The 19,124-nt window shown below is 69.8% G+C and carries 17 protein-coding genes; 15 read left to right on the top strand and 2 right to left on the bottom strand.

The genetic code is table 11. The features are described 5' to 3' along the window. The first annotated feature begins 20 nt into the window (after window positions 1-20). The 6 genes from gatC to JOD67_RS16105 all read left to right on the top strand — a co-directional run bounded on the left by gatC (window position 21) and on the right by JOD67_RS16105 (window position 5,885). Window positions 21-320, top strand: coding sequence for an Asp-tRNA(Asn)/Glu-tRNA(Gln) amidotransferase subunit GatC (gene gatC / locus JOD67_RS16080; RefSeq protein WP_205118405.1), 300 nt, complete (start codon window positions 21-23; stop codon window positions 318-320). Further along, entirely contained in the window at window positions 321-1,817 is a 1,497-nt protein-coding gene (gene gatA, locus JOD67_RS16085) for an Asp-tRNA(Asn)/Glu-tRNA(Gln) amidotransferase subunit GatA (protein ID WP_205118406.1), read from the top strand. Then, window positions 1,814-2,020, top strand: a complete 207-nt coding sequence (locus JOD67_RS16090) for a hypothetical protein (protein WP_205118407.1) — start codon at window positions 1,814-1,816, stop codon at window positions 2,018-2,020. The genes gatA and JOD67_RS16090 overlap by 4 nt, the downstream gene beginning before the upstream one ends. After that, entirely contained in the window at window positions 2,021-3,529 is a 1,509-nt protein-coding gene (gatB, locus tag JOD67_RS16095) for an Asp-tRNA(Asn)/Glu-tRNA(Gln) amidotransferase subunit GatB (RefSeq protein WP_205118408.1), read from the top strand. A gap of 284 nt (window positions 3,530-3,813) precedes the next feature. Further along, window positions 3,814-4,758: a hypothetical protein gene (locus JOD67_RS16100; RefSeq protein WP_205118409.1), complete on the top strand. Its 945-nt coding sequence runs from the start codon at window positions 3,814-3,816 to the stop codon at window positions 4,756-4,758. Continuing rightward, window positions 4,755-5,885 (top strand): hypothetical protein, encoded by a 1,131-nt coding sequence (locus tag JOD67_RS16105; protein WP_205118410.1) that lies wholly within the window; start codon window positions 4,755-4,757, stop codon window positions 5,883-5,885. Before JOD67_RS16100 ends, JOD67_RS16105 begins: the two co-directional genes overlap by 4 nt. A gap of 514 nt (window positions 5,886-6,399) precedes the next feature. Here JOD67_RS16105 and JOD67_RS16110 read toward each other — a convergent pair. Beyond that, window positions 6,400-7,581: a PQQ-dependent sugar dehydrogenase gene (locus JOD67_RS16110; RefSeq protein ID WP_205118411.1), complete on the bottom strand. Its 1,182-nt coding sequence runs from the start codon at window positions 7,579-7,581 to the stop codon at window positions 6,400-6,402. Between the two features lie 93 nt (window positions 7,582-7,674). Here JOD67_RS16110 and JOD67_RS16115 point away from each other — a divergent pair, with 93 nt between their 5' ends. From JOD67_RS16115 to JOD67_RS16135, 5 genes are all read left to right on the top strand, one after another. Continuing rightward, the gene (locus tag JOD67_RS16115; protein WP_205118412.1) at window positions 7,675-8,529 is read left to right on the top strand and encodes an LLM class flavin-dependent oxidoreductase; all 855 of its coding nucleotides are present in this window, start codon (window positions 7,675-7,677) and stop codon (window positions 8,527-8,529) included. Further along, window positions 8,510-9,508: a patatin-like phospholipase family protein gene (locus JOD67_RS16120; RefSeq protein ID WP_205118413.1), complete on the top strand. Its 999-nt coding sequence runs from the start codon at window positions 8,510-8,512 to the stop codon at window positions 9,506-9,508. The genes JOD67_RS16115 and JOD67_RS16120 overlap by 20 nt, the downstream gene beginning before the upstream one ends. After that, a complete protein-coding gene (locus tag JOD67_RS16125) occupies window positions 9,505-10,410 on the top strand; it encodes a 2-hydroxyacid dehydrogenase (protein ID WP_205118414.1) in 906 nt (301 codons plus the stop codon). The genes JOD67_RS16120 and JOD67_RS16125 overlap by 4 nt, the downstream gene beginning before the upstream one ends. 22 nt (window positions 10,411-10,432) lie before the next feature. Then, complete coding sequence (gene ilvD / locus JOD67_RS16130) at window positions 10,433-12,109, top strand: dihydroxy-acid dehydratase (RefSeq protein WP_205118415.1); 1,677 nt, start codon at window positions 10,433-10,435, stop codon at window positions 12,107-12,109. 280 nt (window positions 12,110-12,389) lie between these two features. Next, the gene (locus tag JOD67_RS16135) at window positions 12,390-13,343 is read left to right on the top strand and encodes an alpha/beta hydrolase (protein WP_239553877.1); all 954 of its coding nucleotides are present in this window, start codon (window positions 12,390-12,392) and stop codon (window positions 13,341-13,343) included. On the opposite strand, the gene JOD67_RS16140 is transcribed toward JOD67_RS16135, so the two are convergent. After that, on the bottom strand, window positions 13,340-13,774 hold the full coding sequence (locus tag JOD67_RS16140) for a MarR family winged helix-turn-helix transcriptional regulator (RefSeq protein WP_205118417.1): 435 nt from the start codon (window positions 13,772-13,774) through the stop codon (window positions 13,340-13,342). The genes JOD67_RS16135 and JOD67_RS16140 overlap by 4 nt on opposite strands. A gap of 80 nt (window positions 13,775-13,854) precedes the next feature. Here JOD67_RS16140 and JOD67_RS16145 point away from each other — a divergent pair, with 80 nt between their 5' ends. The 4 genes from JOD67_RS16145 (at window position 13,855) to ilvC (ending at window position 18,887) form a co-directional block, all read left to right on the top strand. Beyond that, window positions 13,855-15,255, top strand: coding sequence for an MFS transporter (locus JOD67_RS16145; protein ID WP_205118418.1), 1,401 nt, complete (start codon window positions 13,855-13,857; stop codon window positions 15,253-15,255). 173 nt (window positions 15,256-15,428) lie between these two features. Further along, on the top strand, window positions 15,429-17,267 hold the full coding sequence (locus JOD67_RS16150; protein ID WP_275577077.1) for an acetolactate synthase large subunit: 1,839 nt from the start codon (window positions 15,429-15,431) through the stop codon (window positions 17,265-17,267). A 9-nt stretch (window positions 17,268-17,276) separates the two neighbouring features. Next, the gene (ilvN, locus tag JOD67_RS16155) at window positions 17,277-17,801 is read left to right on the top strand and encodes an acetolactate synthase small subunit (RefSeq protein ID WP_205118420.1); all 525 of its coding nucleotides are present in this window, start codon (window positions 17,277-17,279) and stop codon (window positions 17,799-17,801) included. A 51-nt stretch (window positions 17,802-17,852) separates the two neighbouring features. Beyond that, window positions 17,853-18,887: a ketol-acid reductoisomerase gene (ilvC, locus tag JOD67_RS16160; RefSeq protein ID WP_307782425.1), complete on the top strand. Its 1,035-nt coding sequence runs from the start codon at window positions 17,853-17,855 to the stop codon at window positions 18,885-18,887. Window positions 18,888-19,124 lie beyond the last annotated feature (237 nt).

Consider the following 19,124-nt stretch of genomic DNA (forward strand, 5'->3'; position numbering starts at 1 on the left):
GCGAAAAGGAGAGTGCAACCGTGCCCGCGATCACTCGCGACGAGGTGGCCCATCTGGCCCGCCTCGCCCGGATCGAGCTCACTGACGACGAGCTCGACCACCTGGCGCCCCAGCTCGACGTCATCCTCACGTCGGTCGCCCAGGTCAGCGAGGTCGCGGCCCAGGACATCCCGCCGACCTCCCACGCGCTCCCGTTGACGAACGTCTTCCGCGACGACGTCCTCGCCGAATGCCTCACCCCCGAGGAGGCCCTGCAGGCCGCCCCCGCGGTCGAGGACGACCGGTTCCGCGTGCCGCGGATCCTCGACGAGGAGGCCTAGATGTCGAACGACCTCACCCGCCGCACCGCGTCCGAGCTCGCCGGGCTGATCAAGAACGGTGAAGTCTCCGCCGTCGAGGTGACCGAAGCCCACCTCGACCGGATCGCCAAGGTCGACGACAAGGTGCACGCGTTCCTGCACCTCGACACCGAAGGCGCCCTCGCGGCCGCCAAGGCGGTCGACGCGAAGCGCCAGGCCGGCGACGAGCTCGGCCCGCTCGCCGGCGTCCCGCTCGCGCTCAAGGACGTCTTCACGATGAAGAACGTCCCGACCACCTGCGGCTCCCGCATCCTCGAGGGCTGGAAGCCGCCGTACGACTCGACCACGGTCAGCAGGCTCCGCAAGGCCGGCATCGTGATCCTCGGCAAGACCAACATGGACGAGTTCGCGATGGGCTCCTCGACGGAGAACTCGGCGTTCGGCCCGTCCCACAACCCGTGGGATCTCGACCGCATCCCCGGCGGATCCGGCGGCGGTTCGTCGGCGAGCATCACCGCGTACGAGGCCCCCCTCGCACTCGGCACCGACACCGGCGGCTCGATCCGCCAGCCCGCCTCGGTCACCGGCACGGTCGGCGTGAAGCCGACGTACGGCGGCACCAGCCGGTACGGCGTCGTCGCGATGGCGTCCAGCCTCGACACCCCCGGCCCGTGCGCGCGCAACGCGCTCGACGCCGCGTTGCTGCACGAGGTGATCGCCGGCCACGACCCGATGGACTCCACCTCGATCGACCAGCCCGTCCCGCCCGTCGTCGAGGCCGCGAGGCGCGGCGACGTGCGCGGCATGCGGATCGGCGTGGTCAAGGAGCTCGGCGGCGAGGGCTACCAGCCCGGCGTCGAGCAGCGGTTCCGCGAGTCGGTCGAGCTGCTGAGCGAGCTCGGCGCCGACGTCGTCGAGGTGTCCTGCCCGCACTTCGTGCACGCGCTGCCGACGTACTACCTGATCATGCCGGCCGAGGTGTCCAGCAACCTCGCCCGCTTCGACGGCATGCGGTACGGCCTGCGTACCGCCGACGACGGCACGCACAGCGCCGAGGAGGTCATGAACGCGACCCGCGAGGCCGGCTTCGGTGCCGAGGCCAAGCGCCGCATCATGATCGGCGCGTACGCGCTGTCCAGCGGCTACTACGACGCCTACTACGGGCAGGCGCAGAAGGTGCGCACGCTGATCGCCCGCGACTTCGACCGCGCGTTCGAGCAGGTCGACGTGCTGGTCTCGCCGACCACGCCGACCACGGCGTTCAAGCTCGGCGAACGGGTCGACGACCCGCTCGCGATGTACAAGGCCGACCTGTGCACGATCCCGTCCAACCTGGCGGGCAACGCGTCCGCCTCGTTCCCCTGCGGACTCTCGCCGGACGACGGGCTGCCCGTCGGCCTGCACGTCATGGCTCCGGTCATGGCCGACGACCGCGTCTACCGCGTCGGCGGCGCCGTCGAGGCGGCGCTCGTCGAACGTTGGGGACACCCGCTTCTCTCGGAGGCTCCGGAGCTATGAGCAAACCCAACATCCAACAGCGCAAGGACGTTCAGGTCCTCATGCTGGGCTTCAGCCTGGTCGGCATCGGCTTCTCGATCCGCCGGCTCGCCAACAACCGGAAGAACACCGACAAGCTCGAGCAGACCGCCGAGGTCCTCGGCCTCCTGGCCAGCATCGTCGCGTTCATCGCGGCCATCCGGAAGATGAAGCGTGGAGACTAAGTGACTGCGACAACTACGGCCGACCTGCTTGACTACGAGGAGGCGCTGGAACGCTTCGACCCGGTGCTCGGCCTCGAGGTGCACGTCGAGCTCAACACCGCGACGAAGATGTTCTGCGGCTGCCCGACCGAGTTCGGCGGCGCGCCCAACACGCACACCTGCCCGGTCTGCCTCGGTCTGCCCGGCTCGCTGCCAGCGGTGAACGGCAAGGCCGTCGAGTCCGCGATCCGCATCGGTCTCGCGCTCGGCTGCGAGATCGTCGACTGGTGCCGGTTCGCGCGGAAGAACTACTTCTACCCGGACATGCCGAAGAACTTCCAGATCAGCCAGTACGACGAGCCGATCGCGATCAACGGCTCGGTCGACGTGGAGGTCGAGGGCAAGACGTTCACGATCGCGATCGAGCGCGCCCACATGGAGGAGGACACCGGCAAGTCGACGCACGTCGGCACCACTGGTCGGATCCACGGCGCGGACTACTCGACGGTCGACTACAACCGCGCCGGCATCCCGCTGATCGAGATCGTCACCAAGCCGGTCGAGGGGACGGGCGCGCTCGCGCCGCAGGTCGCTCGCGCGTACGTCGGCTACCTCCGTGACCTGCTCCGCGCGCTCGGCGTCTCCGACGTCCGGATGGAGCAGGGCTCGCTGCGGTGCGACGCGAACGTGTCGCTGCGCCCGCACGGCCGGGAGCAGTACGGCCTGCGGACCGAGACCAAGAACGTCAACTCGCTGCGCAGCATCGAGCGCGCCATGCGGTACGAGATCCGCCGCCAGGCCGCGGTGCTCGGCTCCGGCGGCAAGGTGACGCAGGAGACGCGGCACTGGCACGAGGACACCGGCATCACCACCTCCGGCCGCAGCAAGGAGGAGGCGGAGGACTACCGGTACTTCCCCGAGCCCGACCTGGTCCCGGTCGCGCCCGCGCGCGAGTGGGTCGAGGAGTTGCGCGGCACGCTGCCCGAGCCGCCGGCCGTACGTCAGAAGCGGCTGTCCGACGCGTGGGGCTTCTCCGAGATGGAGTTCCGCGACATCCTCGGCGCCGGTGCGCTGCACCTGGTCGAGGCGACCGTCGCTGCCGGCACCACGCCCGCGATCGCGCGCAAGTGGTGGCTCGGCGAGATGGCGCGGCGGGCGAACGAGACCGGCGCCGAGATCGAGTCGCTGCCGATCACGCCTTCGCAGGTCGCGGAGATTCAGGCCCTCGTCGACGCCGGCAAGCTCAACGACAAGCTGGCGCGCGAGGTCTTCGACGGCGTTCTCGCCGGTGAGGGCACGCCGGAAGAAGTCGTGGCGGCCCGCGGGCTCGCGATCGTGAGCGACGACGGTGCGCTCGGTGCCGCGGTCGACCGCGCGATCGAGTCCAACCCGGACGTCGCGGAGAAGATCCGAGGCGGCAAGGTGGCCGCGGCCGGCGCGTTGATCGGCGCGGTGATGAAGGAGATGCGCGGTCAGGCCGACGCGGGACGTGTACGCGAGCTGATTCTGGAGAAGCTCGGGGTGGCTTAGGTTTGGTGGGATCGTTCCGGGCATACTGACCTTCTCTTGGAGAAACGCGGTCTTTTGCCCACAGAGGAGGACTGGTGGCCGACCCCACCGGACGTCCACCCGGAACGAACCCGCCACCGCCCGGTCATCCGGGTCCAGGGTTCCAACCACCCCCGCAGCAGCCTCCCCCGCAGGGGCCCAATCCCTGGGCGCCACAGCAGCCGGGGCAGCCTGGGTACGGTCCGCCGCCCGGGTTCCGGCCACCTCGGCGAGGCGGGCTCAATCCCGTCATCATCGTCGTGCTCGTGATCTTCGTCCTGGCCGTACTGATCGTCGGCGCCATCGTCGCGGTTGGCATCCTCGGCGGTGGGGAGAGCTCGAACGCCGACCCGCGTCCGCAGCAGCCCACCTCGCCGGCGTCGCCCACGGCGACCAGCACGCCGGCCGCGCCGCGGACGGCGGCCGAGCCGATCGAGGCGGCGCTCACCAAGCTCGCGTTCGAGTGCTTCACGACGATCGCCAAGCCGGCGACGGTGCGCGGCTGCTACCACAGCACCGAGGGTGTCGACATCGCGGTGAAACTCCAGCTGGACAAGGGCGGGCTCGTCGGCGCCGCGCACATCGACGGCGCCCTGAGCAACGCCCGGCGGGTCAGCGGCCTCGCGAGGTACACCGAGGTCACGGACGTTCTTGGGCCGCTCGTCGTCGGCAAGCAGGACGCGGCGAAGCTGCCCAAGCCCGAGGACGGCAGCTCCGGTGAGATGACCGGTGGCTGGGGGTACGCGTCGTCGAGCGTCAACGGCTCGTTCGCGGAGTACCGGCTGATGGCCAAGGGCTACGACCTCGTGACGCCCAGCATCGCCGCGCGGATGCCGGAGGTCGACCTGCGCAAGGCGCTCGCCGGCAAGGGCTTCGTGTGCGACGACCGGACCTGCTCGATCAACTTCCCGGACGAGGGGACCGGCTACACCTCGTTCAGCCTCACGTACAACAACATCGCGTGGACGGCGACGCTCAACCAGATGCGGAAGAACGAGGAGCAGGCGAAGCGTCTCGGGCTGCCGCGGTTCAAGGAGATCGGCGCGGTCGCGATCGGGCAGACCGACAACGGTGAGCTCGCCGCCTGGCTGGACAAGCACTGGAAGCAACCGACGCCGCAGTCCGCGGACTTCGGTGGGTTGCATGTCGAGCTGCGGTACGGCGAGCCGCTCGGGCCGTCGATCAAGTTCACGCCGGCGAGGTCGTGGTGAACGCGCCGCAACAGCCTCCGTCTGGGCCGCCGTCCGGACCGCCGCCGGGTTGGCAGACGCAGCCGCCGCAAGGCCCACCGCAGGGACCGCCGCCGCAGTGGGGTGCGCCGCTACCGCAGCGGCCACGGACGCCTGTCGCGCCGGGCAAGATCGTGCTGATCATCGGTCTGGTCGTCGTCGTGGTCGCGGTCCTCGGCGTCGGCGCGTTCCTCATCTTCCGGCCGGGCGGCCTGCTGGCCGGTGAGAGCCAGGAGCCCGAGCATCCGGACGTACCGAACGCCGCGAACCCCAGCTACTCGTCCACGCCGACGGCCAAGCCCGTCGCGATGGAGGGCCTGGTGACGACGCTGAAGGGCGCCGGGCTCGAGTGCTACGACCTGCTGTCCGAGCCGGTGCCGGTGAAGTCGTGCTACCGGACCGAGGCCGACGGCGCGGCGAGCAGTGTGCGGCTGGTTGGGTCGAAGGGCGGCGAGATCGTGCTCGCCCGGATCGACACCGAGAAGGTCCGCGGTGCCCGTCCCGGCTCGGCGGAGCGCGGCGACACCGTCGCGCCGTTGAAGGAGCTCGTACCCCTCGTCGGCCCGGCGCTGCTCGGGCAGGCCGTGCAGGACGGGTTGCTGGAGGAGTCCGAGGAGATCTACCAGGTCGAGACGGCTTGGGGTACGGGGGAGTGGCGGATCAATCCGGAAGGCCCGTTCGCCGCGTTCGAGAAGGCGGGCACGTACGCCACGCCGTCCAAGGCCGGCTTCGGCAAGGACGCGGTCGACATGCAGGCACCGATGCCCGCGCTGGGCTACAACTGCGACACGTCGACATGCACGAAGGGCTCACTGACGAGCGGGAACGACACGTACGCGAGCGTCGACTTCTCGACCGACGTCGTCGTACGGATCGAGAACACCGGCAAGCCGGTGACCGACGACCTCATCCGCCAGACCGCCAAGGACGCGTTGACGCAGGTGCTCGATGGGCCTGATCTCGAGGCCGCGCTCGCCTGGGTCGACGGCCACCTCACCCCCGAGAACGGCTTCGTCGAAGGCGACGCCGGTGGCGTCAACCTCCAGTTGACACGGGAGGACGAAGCCGCCGTGCGCCTCGAGGTCAACCCACCGGGGGAGCTCCTCTAGCGCCTGTGATCATGAACGTGATCGTGAAGCTGGACTGGTCGTATACGACGGGTTGGGCTTCATGATCACGCTCATGATCTTGGCGAAGCTCTTCTGGGGCTGGTGCTGTTTTGATGCGGTCCTCGATGAGAGCTCTCCGGGGGTTGGTGCTCTTCGGGGTCTGTGGCGGCGGTCGATGGTGGTGGCCGGTCCGGGGCGCGTCAAGGGCGCCTCTCTCTGGGGCGCTTCGCGCATACGGAGAGAGGCGTCGCTTCGCGACCGCGGAGCGGCCCTTGACTCGCCCCGGGCCGGCCACCTGTTTTTCACACGCCGCCCCTGCCCCCGGAACAGGTGTCCCGGGGCCGGCCGGCTTTCGGTTCCGGTCTGCTGCCGTGTTGCGGTCGCTTGTGGGTTCCCCCGGGTTCTTGTGGTGTCGATGAAGCCGGGTGGTTCCGTTGCCCGTTGTTTTGAATGAAGGGCACCTTCATTCAATAGGTTCGTATGAAGGTGCCCTTCATAAAAACGTGTGCGGTGGTTAGCTGAGGGTCAGGCGGAGGATCCGGTCGTCTCCCTCGCGCGGGTCGCCCCTGCCGTCGGTGTTGCTGGTCGTCAGCCACAGCGACCCGTCCGGGGCGGTCTCGACCGTACGCAGGCGGCCGTAGTCCTCGGTGAAGAACGCTCTCGGTTGGCCGACCATCGCGCCCTCGCGGATCTGGATCCGCCACAGGCGCTGGCCGCGCAGGCCGGCCATCCACAGGCCGCCGGACGCGTACGCGAGGCCGGACGGCGAGGCGTCCGAGGTGGGCCACTGGGCCACCGGGTCGACGAAGTCGGGGTTGCCCTCCTGGCCCTCGACCTCGGGCCAGCCGTAGTTGCGGCCGGGCTGGATCAGGTTGAGCTCGTCCCAGGTGTTCTGCCCGAACTCCGCCGCCCACAGCCGTCCGGCCGGGTCGAACGCGAGCCCCTGGACGTTGCGGTGCCCGAGCGAGTAGACCGGAGAGCCCGGGAACGGGTTGCCCTCGGCCGGGTCACCGTCCGGAGTGATCCGGAGGATCTTGCCGCCGAGGGAGTTGCGGTCCTGGGAGTTCTCGCCGTCGCTGCCGTCGCCGGTGCCGACCCAGAGGTTGCCGTCCGGGCCGAACCGCATCCGGCCGCCGTTGTGGGTGCCGGCCATCGGGATGCCGTCGAGGATCACCTCGGGCGCGCCGAGCGACGTGCCCTCGTAGCGCATGCGGACGATCCGGTTGTCGTCGTCGCCGGAGAAGTACGCGTACACCCACCGGTCGGTCTCGAACGTCGGCGGGATCGCGAGACCCAGCAGGCCGCCCTCGCTGGACGGGTTCACGCCGGGCACCTCGCCGATCGAGGTGAGCTCGCCGTTGGTGACGTGCTTGATCTCGCCGGTGTCGCGTTCGGCCACGAGGGCTGAACGATCGGGCAGGAAAACCAGTCCCCAAGGGCTGGTGATCCCGGTCGCCACATCCCCGGCGACGGTCGGGTCGGGTACCGACGTCGGCTCCGGCGTGGCTGTCGGCGAGGCCGGGGCAGTGGCCGAGGCGGATGCCGACGGGGAGGGCTCGGCAGGCGTGGGCGTGGGGCTGTCGGAGGGCGTTCCGGTCGGCGTGGACGCACCGGCCTGCGGCTCCTGGTTGGCCGTACAAGCGGCGAGACCCAGAACGAGGGCAGCGCAGGCGGTACCGGCGATCACACGACGCACAGACGTCTCCTTCCCGAGGGCGTGAAGATCACGCTATTCCCCCTACCCGAAAATCACCTGAAATGTTCCAGCCGCGCTGCCACCATCGGGCGCATGAAACTGGGGATCTCGCTTCCCGTGGGCCCCGGCGACGTCCCGGACGTCGCCTCCACGACCTGGGAGCTCGCGCGGGATGTCGCGGTGGCCGCGGAGGCGAACGGTCTCGACTCGGTGTGGCTCGCCGACCACTTCGGCATGCACGAGTCCTGGACCTTGCTGAGTGCGTGCGCAGCGGTGACCGAGCGCGTCGAGCTCGGGACGATCGTGGTGTGCGCGACGTTCCGGAACCCGGGACTGATGGCGAACATGGCCGCGACGCTGGACATGGTGTCGGGCGGACGGCTCATCCTGGGGATCGGCTGTGGAAACGACGAGACCGAGCACCGGGCGTTCGGGTTTCCGAACGACTACCGCGTGAGCCGCTTCGAGGAGTGGCTGGAGATCGTCGTGCGCCTGCTGCGCGCGGAGACGGTCACCTTCGAGGGTCGGTTTCATCAGGTGCACGAGGCGCGGATCGAGCCCCCGCCCCAGCGGCTCATCCCGACCTTCGTCGCGGCCGGCGGACCGCGGATGCGCGCGATCACCGAGCAGTGGGCCGACGCCAGGCTCGCCGCATGGCACGGTGCCCCGCAGAGGACCCTCGACCTGGAGGGCGGCGCGCTCCCGCCGTACACGGGCATCGTGATCCGCTACCCGGACCAGCCGCCGGTCCGCAGGCCTGAGCCCTACGCCATCGTCGGGTCGGACGAGGAGGTCGCGGCCGTGCTCGCCGAGTACGCGGCGCTCGGCGTGGAGCACCTCCTCGTGCACACCGAGCCGATCTCCATCCGCTCCGTGGAGCGGCTCGCCGAGGCGTGGCGCATAGCCCGCGGTCTTATGCTCGGGGATCGTGGACAGCTCTCCGGATAGCCGCGCCGCCGACTTGGTGCTCGAGGGCGGCGGCGTGAAGGGGCTGGCGCTGGTCGGCGCCGTGCAGTCGCTGAGCCGGGCCGGGTACGCCTTCCACCGGATCGCCGGAACGTCCGCCGGCGCGATCGTCGGCTCGGTCCTCGCCGGCCTGGTCCACGCAGGGGAATCGCCCGAACGGATCGTCGACATCGCCCGGAGCCTGGAGTACGCGCGGCTCCGCGACCGCGGCCGGGTCGGCCGGGTGTTCGCCAAGGTGGGTCTTGGCTCGGTTGTCGACGGGCTGTCGCTGGCGTTCGAGGACGGCGTGTTCGAGGGCGAGTACCTGCACGGCTGGCTCACCAGCACGCTGGCAGAGCTCGGCGTACGGAAGTTCGGCGATCTCCGCCTCGACGACGACCCGCACGGCTACCGCCTCGTCGTGATGGCGAGCGACGTGTCCCGCCAACGCCTCGTCCGGCTGCCGTGGGACTACGCGGACTACGGCCTCGACCCCGACGAGCAGCTCGTCGCGGACGCGGTGCGCGCGTCGACCTCGATCCCGTTCTTCTTCGAGCCGGTGAGCATGCGGACCCCGCGTGGGGTGTCGACACTGGTCGACGGCGGCGTGCTGTCGAACTTCCCGATCACGATCTTCGACCGCGCCGACGGCATACAGCCGCGCTGGCCGACGTTCGGCCTGAGGCTTTCGGCACGCGAACGGGATCTCCCGCACACCGAGCCGGTCGCCGGTCCGGTGTCGCTCGCGCTCGCCGTCGCCGAGGCGATGATGGAAGCCTGCGACGCGCGGCACATCGACGAGCCCGTCCACCTGGCCCGTTCGATCTTCATCGACACCCTCGGTGTCTCGGCCGTCGACTTCGGCATCACCGAGGAGCAACAAGCACAGCTGCTGGCCGCGGGGGAGAAGGCCGCGACGCGGTTCCTGGCGAGTTGGAACTTTCAAGACTGGTTGAGCAAACCACGAGGAGGAGTGCAGTGAAGGCATTGGTCCCGTTCCCGCTCGACGAGCTCGCACCGTTGCCCGACGGGCTCGACGTCCAGGTGTGGGACGGCCTCACCGACCCGCCGGCCGACCTCGACGACGTGGCGTTCTACACGCCGCGCTACCTCGGCCGCCGGCCCACACTGGAGCTCATCCACGACCTGCCCTCGTTGCAGGTTCTGCAGGTGCTGACCGCCGGCGTCGACAACCTCAGGCCGTACCTCCGCGACGGCATGACGCTCTGCAACGCGAAGGGCCTGCACGACGCCAGCACCGCCGAGCTCGCGCTCGCGCTGATGCTCGCGTCGCTGCGCGACCTCCCGGACTTCGTTCGCGCACAGGACAAGGGCGAGTGGTCGTTCCGCTTCACGTCGGCGTTGGCGGACAAGACGGTGCTGATCGTCGGGTACGGCGCGGTGGGCGCCGCGATCGAACGGCGACTCGACGGCTTCGAGTGCAACGTTCTCCGCGTCGCGAGGACCAGGCGCGACGGCATCGCCGGCATGGACGAGCTGCCGGAGCTGCTGCCGCGGGCGGACGTCGTGGTGCTGATCGTTCCGATGACGGACGAGACGCGCGGCATGGTCGACGCGAAGTTCCTTGCCCGCATGAAGGACGGCGCGCTTTTGGTGAACGTCGCGCGCGGCCCCGTCGTCGACACCGACGCGCTCCTCGCGGAGCTGACGAGCGGCCGGCTGAAGGCCGTGGCGGACGTGACCGACCCGGAGCCGCTGCCCGCGGATCACCCGCTGTGGAAGGCGCCCGGGCTCTTGATCAGCCCGCACGTCGGCGGCGCCAGCTCTGCGTTCCATCCCCGAGCGGTCAAGCTCGTACGCGAGCAGCTGCACCGCTTCGCCGCCGGTGAGCCGTTGGTGAACGTGGTGACCGGCGCGTACTAGCCGGGTCGTACGCTCAGGAGCCATGAGCCAAGACATCAAGCCGCGCAGCCGTGAGGTGACCGACGGACTGGAGCGGGCCGCCGCACGCGGCATGCTTCGGGCCGTCGGCATGGGAGACGACGACTGGGAGAAGCCGCAGATCGGCGTCGCCTCGTCCTGGAACGAGATCACCCCGTGCAACCTCTCCCTCGACCGGCTCGCGAAGGCCGCGAAGGACGGCGTCCACGCGGCGGGTGGCTACCCGCTGGAGTTCGGCACGATCTCGGTGTCGGACGGCATCGCGATGGGCCACGTCGGCATGCACTTCTCGCTGGTGTCGCGCGAGATCATCGCCGACTCGGTCGAGACGGTGATGGAGGCCGAACGGCTCGACGGCTCCGTACTCCTGGCCGGCTGCGACAAGTCGCTGCCCGGCATGCTGATGGCCGCCGCGCGGCTCGACCTCGCGTCGGTGTTCGTGTACGCGGGCTCGATCCTGCCCGGCCGCGTGGGCGACCGCGAGGTCACGATCATCGACGCGTTCGAGGCCGTCGGCGCCTGCGCGCGGGGCCTGATCACCCGCGAGGAGGTCGACGCGATCGAACGCGCGATCTGCCCCGGCGAAGGCGCCTGCGGCGGCATGTACACCGCGAACACGATGGCGTCCGCCGCCGAGGCCTTGGGGATGGCGCTGCCGGGCTCGGCCGCCCCGCCCGCGACGGACCGCCGCCGCGACGGCATCGCCCGCCGGTCCGGCGAGGCCGTCGTCGAGATGCTGCGCCGGGGCCTGACCGCGCGGAAGATCCTCACGCCGGCCGCGTTCGACAACGCGATCGCCGTCGTCATGGCGCTCGGTGGCTCGACGAACGCCGTACTCCACCTGCTCGCGATCGCGCGCGAGGCGGAGGTCGAGCTCACGCTCGCCGACTTCAACCGGATCGGCGACCGGGTGCCGCACCTCGGGGACCTCAAGCCGTTCGGCAAGTACGTGATGACCGACGTCGACCGCGTCGGCGGCATCCCGGTCGTGATGAAGGCGCTGCTCGACGCCGGGCTGATCGACGGCTCGTGCATGACAGTCACCGGCAAGACGATCGCGGAGAACCTCGCCGACATCGCGCCGCCGGACGTCGACGGCACGATCATCCGCGCGATCCAGAACCCGATCCACCGCACCGGCGGCCTGTCGATCCTGCACGGGTCGCTCGCGCCGGAGGGCGCGGTGGTGAAGAGCGCGGGGTTGGACGAGGTCGTGTTCGAGGGGCCGGCGCGCGTCTTCGAACGCGAGCGCGGCGCGCTGGACGCGTTGGAGGACGGCACGATCCAGGCCGGCGACGTCGTGGTGATCCGGTACGAGGGTCCGAAGGGCGGGCCTGGGATGCGCGAGATGCTCGCGATCACCGGCGCGATCAAGGGCGCGGGCCTCGGCAAGGACGTGCTGCTGCTGACCGACGGGCGCTTCTCGGGCGGGACGACGGGGCTCTGTGTCGGCCACGTGGCGCCGGAGGCCGTGGACGGTGGGACGATCGGGCTGATCTTGGATGGCGACGTTGTGCGGCTGGATATGACCGCGCGGACGCTGGATCTGCTGGTCGACGAGGACGAGTTGGAACGCCGTCGCAAGGACTGGGAGCCGCTGCCCCCGCAGTACAGCCGCGGCGTGCTGGCCAAGTACGCCAAGCTCGTCCAGTCCGCCGCCCACGGTGCCGTCTGCGGCTGAGCACTTCCGCCGCTGTTTCGAATGAGGGCGTCCCTGTAGCGATCTCGTCGAGCGAGGGGACCCTCTGCCCTTCGCGAAAGTGTGGGGTTCTGGTCGCGACACGCTGGCGTGTCGCGACCAGAACCCCACAGTTTGATGGGACATGGTGGATGGGCCGGGCTCTTCGATAGAGGGACGCCCTCATTCCACACGTGGTGGGGCGTGGCCGGATCGGGCGGTGGGGTTGACGGTGCGGGTGCCAGTCGCTGAGCTTGGCTCAGCTCGGCGGAGGGAGCCCGGCATGGCACGCTCGCGTTCGATCGTTCTCGCATTGCTCCTCGCGTTCCTGCTCGCCCTCGGCCTGGTCGCCCCGGCGACGGCCGCACCCGCCAAGGACAGGGCGCGGGTCGTCAAGGAGGAGTGGGTCGCCGAACGGCAGCTCGACCTCACCGTCGACTCGCCCGCCCTCGGCAAGGCCGTCAAGGTCAGGCTGCTCACGCCCGACGGCTGGCGGAAGGGTACGCACAAGAGCTGGCCGACGTTCTACCTCCTGCACGGCTGCTGCGGCGACTACACCAGCTGGACCGCGCTGACCGATGTCGCCGAGACCAAGGCCCTGCGCAAGACGCTCGTCGTCATGCCCGAGGCGGGCAACGTGGGCTGGTACTCCGACTGGTGGAACGGCGGCAACGGCGGTACGCCGAAGTGGGAGACGTTCCACCTCACCGAGCTGCGCAGGCTGCTCGAGCGCGAGTACGGCGCCGGCCACAAGCGCGTCGTCGCGGGCCTGTCGATGGGCGGCTTCGGCGCGCTGAGCTACGCCGCGCGGCACCCCGGCAAGTTCCGGGCGGCGGCCAGCTACAGCGGCGTCGTCAACCCGATCCACGACGCCCAGTTCGTGCTCAACCTCAACGCGGCGTTCGGCGAGGACCCGCTCGCGCTCTGGGGCGATCCGATCAAACAACGCAGGATCTGGAACGCACACGACCCGCTCCACCTCGCCCGAAAGCTCAGGCACACGCCGGTGTTCCTCGCCAGCGGCAACGGCCAGCCCGGCCCGTTCGACGACCCGAACCGGCAGCCGGACGCGCTCGAGCAGGAGCTCTGGGAGCAGAACGTCCTCGTCGCGAAGCGCCTGAAGGAGCTCCGCGCACCGCTCGTCACCGACCTGTACGGACCCGGCACGCACTCCTGGCCGTACTGGGAACGCGAGCTGCACCGCTCCCTGCCGCTGCTGCTGGGAGCGCTGCGCTAGGACGGAAGCTCGGACTCCGCCAACCGTTCGAGGAAGTCGGCGATCGCCGCCCGCTCACCCTCGGTGTATCCCTCGGTCAACGCGGCCAGCCGCGACGTCCGCGCCGCGCCGAGCGAGGCGACCTTGTCCTCGTTCAGCTCGACCGCGACCTTGCGCCGATCCACGACGCACCGGACCCGCCGAACGTAGCCCGCGCGCTCCAACGCGTCGATGGACCCGGTGATCGTGCCGGACGACGTGATCCCGGTCAGCTGAGCGAGCTGGCCCGGCGAGAGCGGGCCGTGCAGGACGAGCAGGTCCAAGACCTGGGCGTAGCACGTACTGAACGTCACCCCGGCCGCCGAGGCCGCGGCGTGGTCGGTCCTCGTCGTGGCCGCGATCGCGCGCCGAAGGGCGCGCTCGAGCCGGCCCTCGCTTGCCAACGTGGACACCCTTCTCCTAATCTGTCGGTTGACCGACAGATCTCGTTCTGTACTTGTCGCTCTATCGATTCTACGAGGAGCCCACCCCGATGGCCATCGACACGTCGAGCCTGCCCTCCACCCGGCGCCGCTGGTACGCGGTAGGCGTGCTGATGGCCGCGTTCATGGTCGACCTGGTCAGCGTGACGATCGTCAACGTCGCCTTGCCCAGCATCGAACGCGACCTCGACGCGAACCCGACCCAATTGGAGTGGATCTCGGCGGGCTACCTGCTCGCGTTCGCGGTCACCCTCATCACCGCGGCGAGGCTCGGCGACCAGGTCGGACGCAAGCGCGTCTTCCTCGCGTCCACAGCGCTGTTCGGCCTCGCCAGCCTCGCCTGTGCGCTGGCGCCCGACACCACCACGCTGATCGCCGCACGCCTCGTCCAGGGCATCGCCGCCGCCGGCGTCGCGCCGCAGGTGCTGAGCACGGTGTACGCGGTCTTCGGCGCCCGCGAACGCGCGACGGTGTTCGGCATCTGGGGCTTCGTCGCCGGCCTCTCTCAGGCCGTCGGGCTGGTCCTCGGCGGCGTCCTCGTCAGCGCCGACGTGGCCGGGCTGGGCTGGCGGTCGATCTTTCTGATCTTCGTGCCGGTCACCGCCGCGGTCGTCGCGTTCGGTGCCGCGTGGGTGCCGGAGACGCGCGCCGAGAACGCCGCCAGGCCCAAGCCGATCGCGGCGCTCACCCTCACCGCCGCATTGGTCGCGATCGTTCTGCCGCTGCTCGAGGGCGCCCGCCTCGGCTGGCCGGCCTGGTGCTGGCTCTGCCTCGCCGCCGGACTCGTCGGGGTCGTCGGGGTCGCGGTCCAGGAACGGAACGACCCAGCCGCCATGCTCCCGCTCGACCTGCTCCGCGTCCGAACGGTCAGCATCGCGCTGGTGATCCAGCTCGTCGCGTTCGGCACCTGCAGCGGGCTCCTGCTCGTCCTCGCCCTGTGGATGCAGAACGGGCTGGGCCTCTCACCCCTCGCCGCCGGACTGGTCACGGTCGCGCTCCCGCTCGGTGCGCTGCCGACAGCGCCGTTCGTCGGCCGACTCACCCTCAGGCTGGGCAGGTGGACGGTCGGCCTCGGCTGCCTGGTGATCACGCTCGCCATCGCCCTGCTCGTTCCCGCCGCCCTGAGCACTCCGGACGTCGCGCTCTGGCAGCTCGTCCCCGGCCTCGCGCTGATCGGCGCCGGGATCAACCTCACCATGCCGAGCCTGACCACCCTGTTCATGGCCGAGGTGCCGCCCCACCACGCCGCGTCGGCGTCAGGGATCATCAGTACCGGACAGCAGTTCGCCGGCGCGCTCGGTGTCGCGCTGCTCGGCGCGGTGTTCTTCGGCCAGCTCGGCGGCGACGGTGACTATCGCGAGGCGTTCCTCGCGACGACGGTCACCGCGGCCGCGGCCCTCGCCGTGTGCGTGCCGCTGTTCCTGGGGATGTCCAGCCAACGACCGAAATGATCTCGCATGCTAAGACGGGCGTCCTACCAAACTTGACGGGTGGGCACTCGGTCGGAGAACGTTCGGGGGTGCGTTCGTTCCTTCTCGTACTTCGCAAGCGCGCCGGCTAGGTCAGATAGGCCCCATGCCAGCGCGCTACCCCTCGTCGCCCTTCCGGGCCGAGGGGTTTTTGTTTGCCAAGGTTTGCCAGGAACGAGAATGAGCCACCGAGCAAGGACAAAGGGGCGAAGACCATGACCGAGCAGCTGACCGGCGCTGAGAGCCTGATCAAATCGTTGGAAGCCGCCGGCGTAGACACCGTCTTCGGCATCCCTGGCGGCGCGGTCCTGCCCGCGTACGACCCGTTGCTGGACTCCAAGCAGATCCGGCACTACCTGGTCCGGCACGAGCAGGGCGCGGGCCACGCGGCGAGCGGGTACGCGTACGCTACCGGCCGCCCCGGCGTCTGCATGGCGACCTCGGGCCCGGGCGCCACGAACCTCGTCACCCCCATCGCGGACGCCTACATGGACTCGGTCCCGATGGTCGCGATCACCGGCCAGGTGCCGAGCGCGTCGATCGGCTCCGACGCGTTCCAGGAAGCCGACATCCGCGGCATCACCTTGCCGATCACCAAGCACTCCTATCTGGTGACCGACCCGGCGGAGATCCCGCAGGCGGTTGCCGAAGCGTTCCACATCGCGTCGACCGGGCGACCTGGACCGGTGCTCGTCGACGTGTCCAAGGACGCGATGCAGGCCATGACCACGTTCTCGTGGCCTGGCTCCGTCGACCTCCCGGGCTACCGGCCGGTCACCCGCCCGCACGCCAAGCAGGTGCGCGAGGCGGCCCGGCTGATCGCCGAGTCCCGCCGGCCCGTCCTGTACGTGGGCGGCGGGGTGCTCAGGGCCCGGGCGTCGAAGGAACTTCGCGTCCTGGCCGAGATGACCGGGATCCCAGTTGTCACCACCCTGATGGCGCGGGGTGCGTTCCCAGACAGCCACAAGCTGCACCTGGGAATGCCCGGCATGCACGGCACGGTCGCGGCCGTCGGCGGGTTGCAGAAGGCCGATCTGCTGATCTGCCTCGGCGCGCGGTTCGACGACCGCGTGACCGGCAAGCTGTCGTCGTTCGCCCCGCACGCCAAGGTCGTGCACGCCGACGTCGACCCGGCCGAGATCTCCAAGAACCGCACGGCGGACGTGCCGATCGTCGGCGACTGCCGCGAGGTGATCGCGGACCTCGTCGTCGCGATCCAGGCCGAGCACGAGGCCGGCCGGCGTGGCGACTACGCGGCCTGGTGGCGGCTGCTCGACGAGTGGAAGTCGCGCTACCCGCTCGGCTACGACAAGCCGGACGACGGAACGATGGCGCCGCAGCAGGTCATCGAGAAGATCGGCCAGGCCGCCGGCCCCGAGGCGCTGTACGTCGCGGGCGTCGGGCAGCACCAGATGTGGGCCGCGCAGTTCATCTCCTACGAGAACCCCGGCACGTTCATCAACTCCGGCGGCCTCGGCACGATGGGCTACTCCGTTCCCGCGGCGATGGGCGCCAAGGTCGGCGCGCCGGACAAGACCGTGTGGTCGATCGACGGCGACGGCTGCTTCCAGATGACCAACCAGGAGCTCGCGACCTGCGCGCTGGAGGGCATCCCGATCAAGGTCGCGGTGATCAACAACTCCAGCCTCGGCATGGTCCGGCAGTGGCAGACGCTCTTCTACGGCGGGCGATACTCCAACACCGACCTGCACCGGCGCGGCTCCGGCGGTGAGCGTCCGGACGCCGTCACGCGGATCCCGGACTTCGCCAAGCTGGCCGAGGCGTACGGCTGCGTCGGCCTGCGTTGCGAGAAGACCGAGGACATCGACGAGACGATCGAGAAGGCGATGGAGATCAACGACCAGCCGGTCGTGGTCGACTTCGTCGTGCATCGCGACGCGATGGTGTGGCCGATGGTCGCGGCCGGCATGAGCAACGACGACATCAAGATCGCCCGCGACCTCGCGCCGGCGTTCCACAACGACGATCTCTAGGAGCAGGGGATGTCTCGCCACACGCTTTCCGTCCTTGTGGAGAACAAGCCGAGCGTTCTCGCCCGCGTCGCAGGGCTGTTCTCCCGCCGCGGCTTCAACATCGACTCGCTCGCGGTCGGTCCCACCGAGCATCCGGAGATCTCCCGGATGACGGTCGTCGTGAACGTCGAGGATCTGCCTTTGGAGCAGGTCACGAAGCAGCTGAACAAGCTCGTGAACGTGATCAAGATCGTCGAGCTCGACTCGTCGACGTCGGTGCAGCGCGAACTCCTGCTGGTGAAGGTGAAGGCCGACATCCAGACGCGGGGGAACGTGCTCGAAGCCGTCGAGCTGTTCCGCGCCAAGGTCGTCGACGTCGCGACCGACTCGATGACGATCGAGGCGACCGGCAGCAAGGACAAGCTGGAGGCGATGCTGCGCGTGCTCGAACCGTTCGGGATCCGCGAGCTCGTCCAGTCCGGCATGGTCGCGATCGGCCGCGGCGGGCGTTCGATCACGGACCGGACGCTCAGGTCGCTGGATCGCACGGCGTAACGTACGTAGTCGCCCAGGGGCACGTGGAATTCGGAAGAAGGAGTACTACCAGTGGCAGCAGAGCTGTTCTATGACGACGACGCTGACCTGTCGATCGTTCAGGGTCGCAACGTCGCCGTCCTCGGGTACGGCAGCCAGGGCCATGCGCACGCGCTGTCCCTGCGCGACTCCGGCGTCGACGTGCGCGTCGGCCTGTTGGAGGGCTCGAAGAGCCGCCCGAAGGCCGAGGCCGAGGGCCTCCGCGTCGTGACGCCGGCCGAGGCCGTCGAGGAGTCCGACCTGATCGTCGTGCTCGCGCCCGACCCGGCCCAGCGCCGGCTGTACGCGGAGGCGATCGAGCCCAACCTGGTGGACGGCGACGCGCTGTTCTTCGGGCACGGGTTCAACATCCGCTTCGGCTACATCAAGCCGCCGGCGGGCGTGGACGTCGCGATGGTCGCGCCGAAGGGCCCGGGTCACCTGGTCCGCCGCGAGTTCAGCGAGGGCCGCGGCGTACCCGTTCTCGTCGCCGTCGAGCAGGACGCGACCGGCAACGCGTGGCCGTTGACGATGTCGTACGCGAAGGCGATCGGCGGACTGCGCGCGGGCGGCATCAAGACGACGTTCACCGAGGAGACCGAGACGGACCTCTTCGGCGAGCAGACCGTCTTGTGCGGTGGGCTTTCCGCGCTGATCCAGGCCGGCTTCGAGACGCTGATCGAGGAGGGCTACCAGCCCGAGGTCGCGTACTTCGAGTGCCTGCACGAGGTGAAGCTGATCGTCGACCTGATGTACGAGGGCGGAATCGCCAAGCAGCGTTGGTCGGTCTCCGACACCGCGGAGTACGGCGACTACGTCTCCGGGCCGCGCATCATCGACGCGTCGGTGAAGGCGCGGATGAAGGACGTACTGAACGACATCAAGGACGGCACGTTCGCGGCGCGCTTCATCGCCGACCAGGACGCGGGCGGACCGGAGTTCGCGAAGTTCCGCGAGGAGTCGGAGAAGCACCCGATCGAGGCGACCGGACGCGACCTCCGCAAGCTGATGTCGTGGGTGAAGTCGCACGACGACGACTACGTCGAGGGCACCGCCGCGCGGCGTTGAATGGGTCGCACCGGTCGGCGGCATAGGCGTCGCCTGCTCGGCGGAGGGCATCGATGGCGCACGTCCCCTCGCCACCTCGAGTGGCGTTGGGGCGCCATCGATGCACCGGGAGCCGAGCAAGCAACGCCGCCGCCGATGCTCTTGCGACCGGGTTGAACGAGTCGTAGCCAGGCCGCTGGGCCCGGTCCAGTCCTCTTGTGGTTATCCTGAGAGAGCCGGCCGGGCCCATTGTCGTGC

The organism is Tenggerimyces flavus, from assembly GCF_016907715.1.
Taxonomy (GTDB): Bacteria; Actinomycetota; Actinomycetes; order Propionibacteriales; family Actinopolymorphaceae; genus Tenggerimyces; species Tenggerimyces flavus.

Coding starts and splice junctions, on each gene's coding strand:
- gatA (WP_205118406.1), top strand. CDS start 321: ATGTCGAACGACCTCACCCGCCGCACCGCGTCCGAGCTCGCCGGGCTG.
- JOD67_RS16090 (WP_205118407.1), top strand. CDS start 1,814: ATGAGCAAACCCAACATCCAACAGCGCAAGGACGTTCAGGTCCTCATG.
- JOD67_RS16115 (WP_205118412.1), top strand. CDS start 7,675: ATGAAACTGGGGATCTCGCTTCCCGTGGGCCCCGGCGACGTCCCGGAC.
- ilvD (WP_205118415.1), top strand. CDS start 10,433: ATGAGCCAAGACATCAAGCCGCGCAGCCGTGAGGTGACCGACGGACTG.
- JOD67_RS16135 (WP_239553877.1), top strand. CDS start 12,390: ATGGCACGCTCGCGTTCGATCGTTCTCGCATTGCTCCTCGCGTTCCTG.
- JOD67_RS16145 (WP_205118418.1), top strand. CDS start 13,855: ATGGCCATCGACACGTCGAGCCTGCCCTCCACCCGGCGCCGCTGGTAC.
- ilvN (WP_205118420.1), top strand. CDS start 17,277: ATGTCTCGCCACACGCTTTCCGTCCTTGTGGAGAACAAGCCGAGCGTT.